Genomic DNA, 6,658 nt, shown 5'->3' with positions numbered 1-6,658 from the left:
ACCATGCGACGGCTGATCGCCGTGCGCATCGGCGTGAACTCAACGGGGGTTCGCCCTGGCTTCGGCATGCGCGAGTTCGGCTTACTTGCCGTCTTCGACGTAGGCGATCACGGCGCCAACGGCGACCTCAGCGCCAGCGGCATGCACGATCTCAACAAGGGTTCCCGCTGTTGGCGCCTCGAACTCGACGGTGGCCTTCTCGGTCTCAAGCTCGCCAATCGGCTGGCCTGCGGTCACGGTGTCGCCGACCTTCGCCGTCCAGGCGCCGATCTTGCCGACCTCGCTGTCGTAACCGAGTCGGGGCATCTCTACTGGTACGCGCATCGCATCCCTCCTTGGGCGGGCCACGGGCGGCTCGCACGCTCATGCCTCCCCACGATGGGTGGCGTTGGGGTCAGTGTAGCCCCGCGCCTAGCGCTGTGACTCGAGGGCCGCCTCGACGGGCATCTCTTCGCCATGGTGAATGCGCGTCGCCGTGTTCCAGTCGTCGCCCACGTCGGCGGTTGCCGCGGCCACGAGGCGGAAGGCCCCCGTCACGATAAAAATGCCGACGTAGGTGGGGTAGGCGACGGGGAGCAGGGCCAGCACGACCACGCCGGCCAGCTGGCCGACGGCGAGCGCCCCTGCGGTGGTGGCGCCGTAGGCGGACTGCGCGCGAATCGACTCACCAGGAGCGGCGAGTCGGAGCACGCGCTCTTGTGCCGAGAGGATGCCGGCGGCGAAGCCGACGGTGATGATGACGATGACCACGAGCAGCACCAGCGGCGCATATGGATTCCATGGACCGGCGAGGATTGATGAGGCCATGCCGACGCCGCGAACGACCAGTGAGATGCGATAGAGGCGACTCGCCGAGCCGCGCTCCAGCCAGTTGCCAATAAGGATGGCGCCGACGAGTGCCGCGGCGGAGCCGATGGCCGCCATCAGGATGGCGTAGGCCGCATCTTGTTTCAGCACGACGATCGCGTATACCGATAGATACGGTGCGAAACCGGCACCGACCGCCGAGATGATGTTGGTGCGGATGAAGCGGCGCACGGGTGCTGAGAGGGGACCTGAGCCTGCGGCGCGACCGGCCAACACGGCACCGGGTCGTGGCAGCCTGCGCAGCGCGCGCAGGAAGAGGAGGCTGGCAACGAGGCCACCGGCGAAGGCCGGCGCATAGATCAGGACGCCCCAGTCGTGCTCACCAACGCGAACGAGCAGCGCGACGGGTACGAGCAGCACCGACCCGAGTCCGAACTGAATAGCGAGTGCGCGCGGCGCGACAAAGCGGCGCTCACGCTCGGGGAGGATTCGGCCAAACCAGGTCTGCACGTTCGCTCCCGCAATCGCCTGCGCCGTGGCGCCGACGCCAAACCCGATCGCGAGTAGGCCGATGCCAGCGAGCGGCGGCAGAACGCCGGCGGAAATCGCCACTACGACGGTGATGTAGAGGATGGGCCGCAAGAGTGCGACGGCACCGATCAGCAAGGTGAGCCGTCGGAGGTCGCCGCCGCTGCGACGCAGCGCGACAGGCATAAAGCCCTGCAGAATTCCACCCACAAAGGGGAAGAGGCCGATGAGCGTTGCAAGTGCTGGCGATGCGCCAAGAGTTGTGACGAGGGGGATGGAGAGGCTGTCTCCATTCAGCGCGAAGGCGACGGCGTCGGAAACGGCGAGGGTGCGGAAGGCGGCGTAGCGGCCGGTGAGGAAGCGCCGCCAATCGGCGACCGCTCTGCTCACCGCGTTTGAGCGGCGGCGCTGCTCGCTCGAACCTGCTCTTCAATGCGATCGATCTCGGTGACGATTGCGGAACGGAGGGCGTCGAGCTCGTCGCGCGCCTTCTCGGTTGTGGAGTCGATCGCGGTGAGGGTCTTCTTGATCTCCTTCACCGACTCAAGTCGGCTGCGTAGCGCGTCAATGGCATCCTTCACCGCCGAGAGGTCGACGCCGCTCCCCTCTGACTTGGCGCGAATCAGTGCTGAGATGCGCGCCAGTCGGTACCCCGCCTCAAGGATCGCAACATCGGGAGCCTCAGGATCAACAACGCAGTAGACGCCGTGCCGGCTGATGACGAATGGCGAGGCACCCGCTGGTGCCGCCGCCTCGCTGAAGACCATCAGGGCGATCTCGGCCTTGCGATTCTCGCGCGCCTCGGCGAGCTCCTTCTCAATCGCCGGTCCGGTCATGACCTTGTCCTTCACCTCGACAACGATGCGCAGGACGTTTGCGGAAGCGTCGCGGCCGTTGATGGTGATGATCGCGTCGCCCTTCTTTGAATCGGGGACTGCACCAGTCAGACCGCCCGTGCCCTCTATCTCGTCATTGGTGGCGCGAAGCAGTTCGGTGTATTCGGCGATGACACGCGACTCAAAATCGGCGCCCTTTGCCGTCCCCTTCTTGCGCTCGCCCTTGGCCGCCTTCTGCGACGCGTCGAGCTCAACGATCCTGAGCAGCACATCGTCAAAGCGCTTGGCGATCTCGGCGCGAAACCCGCTCAGTGGCGACGCCTCGCGCGTAGGGTCAAGCAGGTGGGCGAGCTTGCTCGCATCGCCATCGAAGTAGGTGCCGAGGATGGTGTTCAGCTTGCCCAGCGCCGAGTCGCGGCGATTCTCGTCGAAGAGATCCTTGGTGAATTGGGCGAGCTCACCCTTATCGCCGAGGAAGCGCTCCAGGGTCGCGGGCAGGGCGCCGCCCTCGCTGGCGAAGGTTTTGCGCAAAATCTCTTCGACCTCAGCGGTTGCCTTCTTGTTTGACTCACCGGCATCGGAGAGCAACTTGTCGAAGGCGCGGCGCACGTGATCCACATCGATGGAGCCGCTGGCGCTCTGTAGCGCCATCAGGCCCACACGCATGGCGCGCTCTACGGTCTCGGCACGATCTTCGGGGGTGCGGCTCTCAAGGAAGCCGGCGAGGGCGCGGTCGAGCACCTCGAGGGAGGCGATGCGAATGCGGTCGCCGACGATCTCAACCTGCGTCGGCTTATTCGCCGAACTAATTGGAACGATCTCGGGAACTCGCTCGCCGCTCACCTAGCGGAGCGCGATCTGACCACAGCCGTCACAGAGGGCCACAATCGCATGCTTGTCGCGGGCATAGCCGGCTGTGTGGAGCACGCCAGGGCAGCCGACCGTGCGGCAGCGCCAGGCCCACGCCTCATCGCCATCCGCACCGTCATAGGGGAGTGCCTCGGCGCTGAGCTTCTCGGCGAGACCATCGCGCGCGCCCAACGTCGCAGCAACGGCGGCGGCACGATCCGTTTCGCTCTCGCGCTTGTAGGGATACGACTGGGCGACGTTGGTTGGCATGGGTGGAGTATACCGACCGCCGAAGACGGGAACCCGTATGCTTCAACGGTGACTCGATCAATGAAGGCCCTGCTGCTCGGCACCCTGACGTTGCGCACTGCCACGGGGACCACGGGTGCGCTGTTGATCGTCTGGAACAAGCATCTCAATCAGTCGGGGGCCGTTAGCATCACCCCCGTTGACCTGGCCACAATCACCCTCGCCTTCTATGTGACCGAGCTGCTCGGCTCGCCAATCTTCGGCATCATTGCTGATCGGATCGGCCGCAAGCCCGTGATGTTGCTCGGGCCACTCTTCGGCTTGGCCGCCGTCTTGCTGACGCCGTTTGCGATCACGATTCCGCTCCTGATCTGCACCAGACTTTTGGAGGGCTCTTCGACGGCGGCGAGCGTTCCGTCGATCCTCTCGTACGTCGCGGCGAAGACCAGCCACGATGCCAAACTGCGCGGTCGCGTCGTCACGCTTTTTGAAGTTGCGACGCTCGGCGGCCTACTCGTCGCTGGGACTGCGCTTGCCGGGCCGCTCTGGGACTTCTTTGCGGTTGGCGCATTCGCCGTTAACGGTGGCATCTATCTGCTTTCGCTGGCCCTCTTCGCCTACGGCGTGAAAGATGAACACGCCGCCCCGCCCCAGCAGACAGAGAATCGACTCCGCAAGTATCTGAAACTGTTTAGCCAGCGAGGAATTCTCTTATTCGTGCCAACGTGGGTCTCCATCAACGCCATCATTGGTGTCTGGGTGCCCCAGGGGTTGAACCTCCTCCTCGGCGATTCGGGGGTCGAGTCGCGCGGGCAGTTCCTTATGAGCGGGTTCCCCTTCACCGTGATCACCTCTGCCTTCGCCTTCGTGGCCCTGATTGGTGGCGTTGGCCTCATCTTCTGGGGGAATCGCTTTGCCAATTTCCGCCGAACGACGATGCTCCTCTTGGGTCTAGTCGCGTTCGTTGTGGCCATGGCCGCGGTATTCACGATGAATCGCCTCAGCGGCGCCGACCTGCCACTGATCGCCCTGCTCTTCACCCTGCTCTGCGGCTCCATGTTCTTTATTGCGGGAGCAACGCCGGCGGCGCTCGGCTTCTTGGCTGACGTCTCCGAGCGGTATCACACCGATCGAAGCGCGGTGATGGGCCTCTACTCCATCTTCCTGGGCCTCGGCCAGGTGATTGGCGTGAAGATTGCGGGTGACCTGGCGACCTCGTATGGGGTCGACGGTTTGGTTTACGCAACCCTCGGATTCCTCGTTGTCGCGGGCACATTCCTGCTGATCCTGCGCCGAGTTGAGCACGAAATTCTCTTGCCGAGCGCACCTGGGCAACACGGCGCGCACGGCTGATCGGCGCCGATAGAATCGTGAGAACAGGTCAGCGCGCGGCGCTGAAAACGTAGGGGGAGGGAGTCGCATCATGACGAAGCCAAAGGTCGCAATCATCACCGATAGCGCCTCAGACCTTCCACCTGATGCGGCGAAGAAGCTCGGCATCACCATCGTGCCGATCATCGTCACCTTCGGTTCGGAGAGCTTCAAGGTCAACGAAGAGCTCTCCATGGATCAGTTCTGGAAGCGACTCACCGCTCCAGGGGCACCCTTTCCAAAGACCGCGGCACCACCGCCCGCCGCATTCACTGCGGCGTATGACCGAGCCTTCGCTGGTGGTGCCGATGAGATTGTCTCGGTGCATGTTGCCTCGAAGCTTTCAGCGACCTTCCGCAATGCGGAGATCGCGGCGGCGGACCATCCACAGTCGAAAAACATTCATCTCGTTGACACCGCGACCGCGTCGGCCGCCCAAGGCCTGCTTGTTGCGCGCGCCTATCATCGCGCCGCCGAAGGCTGGAAGGCGCCGCAGATCGTCGCCGAGCTCGGCGAGCTCATTCCAAAGACGCACGTGATCTTCTTCCTTGACTCACTGGACTACCTGAAGGCCGGCGGCCGCATCAGCCCAGCACGCGCTGCGATTGGCGGGCTCCTCTCGGTGAAGCCAATCATCGACATTATCGATGGCGAGGTCGTCACCCTCGACAAGCCGCGCACCTCTTCGAAGGCGCGCGAAAAGTTCATGGAGATCATTGGTGCAGCACCGATTCAGGAGCTGACGATGCTGCATGCGGAGGCGCCCGATATTGAGGCGTTCCGCGACGAGGTCTGCGCGCGCTACCCCGAGATTGCGGCCCTGAAGCCAGGTATCGTTCGCGCAGGTGCGGCGATTGGGCCACACACCGGCCCGAAGGGTCTCGGCGTCGCGCTCATTCGCGCATAGCTACGTAGCCTGCTCCGCCGCTCGGGCGGGAGCACGGCGCAACCTACGCGCAACGTCTTTTTGGGGCGCGTTGTAGGGTTGGGGAGATCGCCGCACGGCGTCCGCCAGGCACCCGCCAGGGCGGCAGAGGAGAGGTACAATACGATGAGTGCACAGAAGAGCGCATGGGCAGTTGCGCAGCAGCAGTTTGACCTTGCCGCAAAACGGCTCGGCCTCGAATCCGGCATCGCCGCCGTCTTGCGCGAGCCACGCCGACAGCTCACCGTGCACTTCCCTGTGCGCATGGATGACGGCTCAACCCGGGTCTTTGAGGGCCACCGCGTGCAGCACAACCTTGGACGCGGCCCAGCGAAAGGCGGCATTCGTTTCCACCAGGACGTGAACATCGAAGAGGTGAAGGCCCTCTCCATGTGGATGTCGTGGAAGTGCGCCGTGATGGATCTTCCTTATGGTGGCGGCAAGGGCGGCGTCACCGTTGACCCAAAGAAGTTGTCGCTCGGAGAGCTTGAGCGCCTGACGCGACGCTTCACAACCGAAATCGCCGTCATCATTGGGCCAGAGTCCGATATTCCTGCGCCTGATGTGAACACCAACAGCCAGACGATGGCCTGGATGATGGACACCTATTCCATGCATGTCGGCTACACCGTTCCTGGTGTGGTGACTGGTAAGCCGATCGCGCTCGGCGGCTCGAAGGGCCGCAACGAGGCAACGGCGCGTGGTGCCGTCTTCTGCATTCGCGAGGCGGCAGGCAAGATCAACCTCAACTTAAAGGGTGCAACCGTCGTGGTGCAGGGATACGGCAACGCCGGATCCATTGCTGCCCGGCTAATTGGCGAGCTTGGCTCCAAGGTGATCGCCGTCTCCGACAGCAGCGGCGGCATTCACAATCCAGCCGGCCTCGACCTTGCCGCGGTCGATGCGCATAAGAAGAAGACCGGGAGTGTCGTTGGTTTTGCTGGCTCTACGCCAGTGAGCAATCAAGCGATCCTTGAGATTGCCTGCGACGTGCTCATTCCAGCGGCGCTCGAGAATCAGATTACCGCGGAGAATGCCGGCAAGATCAAGACGAAGATCGTCGCTGAGGCGGCCAACGGGCCAACGACCCCAG

7 protein-coding genes are annotated in these 6,658 nt (G+C 63.8%); 3 read left to right on the top strand and 4 right to left on the bottom strand.

Translation table 11 applies throughout. The annotated features are described in order from the left end of the window. Positions 1-81 precede the first annotated feature (81 nt). The 4 genes from AC3LCN_RS05640 to AC3LCN_RS05625 all read right to left on the bottom strand — a co-directional run bounded on the left by AC3LCN_RS05640 (position 82) and on the right by AC3LCN_RS05625 (position 3,290). On the bottom strand, positions 82-324 hold the full coding sequence (locus AC3LCN_RS05640) for a lipoyl domain-containing protein (protein ID WP_488649092.1): 243 nt from the start codon (positions 322-324) through the stop codon (positions 82-84). A gap of 87 nt (positions 325-411) precedes the next feature. Continuing rightward, on the bottom strand, positions 412-1,725 hold the full coding sequence (locus AC3LCN_RS05635; RefSeq protein ID WP_488649091.1) for a hypothetical protein: 1,314 nt from the start codon (positions 1,723-1,725) through the stop codon (positions 412-414). Next, the gene (locus tag AC3LCN_RS05630) at positions 1,722-3,014 is read right to left on the bottom strand and encodes a hypothetical protein (RefSeq protein WP_488649090.1); all 1,293 of its coding nucleotides are present in this window, start codon (positions 3,012-3,014) and stop codon (positions 1,722-1,724) included. Before AC3LCN_RS05630 ends, AC3LCN_RS05635 begins: the two co-directional genes overlap by 4 nt. Next, positions 3,015-3,290, bottom strand: coding sequence for a hypothetical protein (locus AC3LCN_RS05625; protein WP_488649089.1), 276 nt, complete (start codon positions 3,288-3,290; stop codon positions 3,015-3,017). Between the two features lie 48 nt (positions 3,291-3,338). On the opposite strand from AC3LCN_RS05625, the gene AC3LCN_RS05620 reads away from it, so the two are divergent. The 3 genes from AC3LCN_RS05620 to AC3LCN_RS05610 all read left to right on the top strand — a co-directional run. Beyond that, on the top strand, positions 3,339-4,622 hold the full coding sequence (locus AC3LCN_RS05620; RefSeq protein ID WP_488649088.1) for an MFS transporter: 1,284 nt from the start codon (positions 3,339-3,341) through the stop codon (positions 4,620-4,622). Between the two features lie 70 nt (positions 4,623-4,692). Next, positions 4,693-5,547, top strand: coding sequence for a DegV family protein (locus AC3LCN_RS05615; RefSeq protein ID WP_488649087.1), 855 nt, complete (start codon positions 4,693-4,695; stop codon positions 5,545-5,547). 144 nt (positions 5,548-5,691) lie between these two features. Beyond that, a partial coding sequence (locus tag AC3LCN_RS05610; RefSeq protein WP_488649086.1) for a Glu/Leu/Phe/Val family dehydrogenase occupies positions 5,692-6,658 on the top strand: 967 nt, incomplete at its 3' end.

It is taken from the genome of Candidatus Limnocylindrus sp. (genome assembly GCF_040397215.1).
Taxonomy (GTDB): Bacteria; Chloroflexota; Limnocylindria; order Limnocylindrales; family Limnocylindraceae; genus Limnocylindrus.
Note: the sequence above shows the minus strand (reverse complement) of the source record. Positions and strands in the feature narration are given on the sequence as shown.

Bases quoted from the DNA above. Each gene is read 5' to 3' on its own strand.
- AC3LCN_RS05615 (WP_488649087.1), top strand. From the start codon at position 4,693: ATGACGAAGCCAAAGGTCGCAATCATCACCGATAGCGCCTCAGACCTT.
- AC3LCN_RS05625 (WP_488649089.1), bottom strand. From the start codon at position 3,290: ATGCCAACCAACGTCGCCCAGTCGTATCCCTACAAGCGCGAGAGCGAA.
- AC3LCN_RS05640 (WP_488649092.1), bottom strand. From the start codon at position 324: ATGCGCGTACCAGTAGAGATGCCCCGACTCGGTTACGACAGCGAGGTC.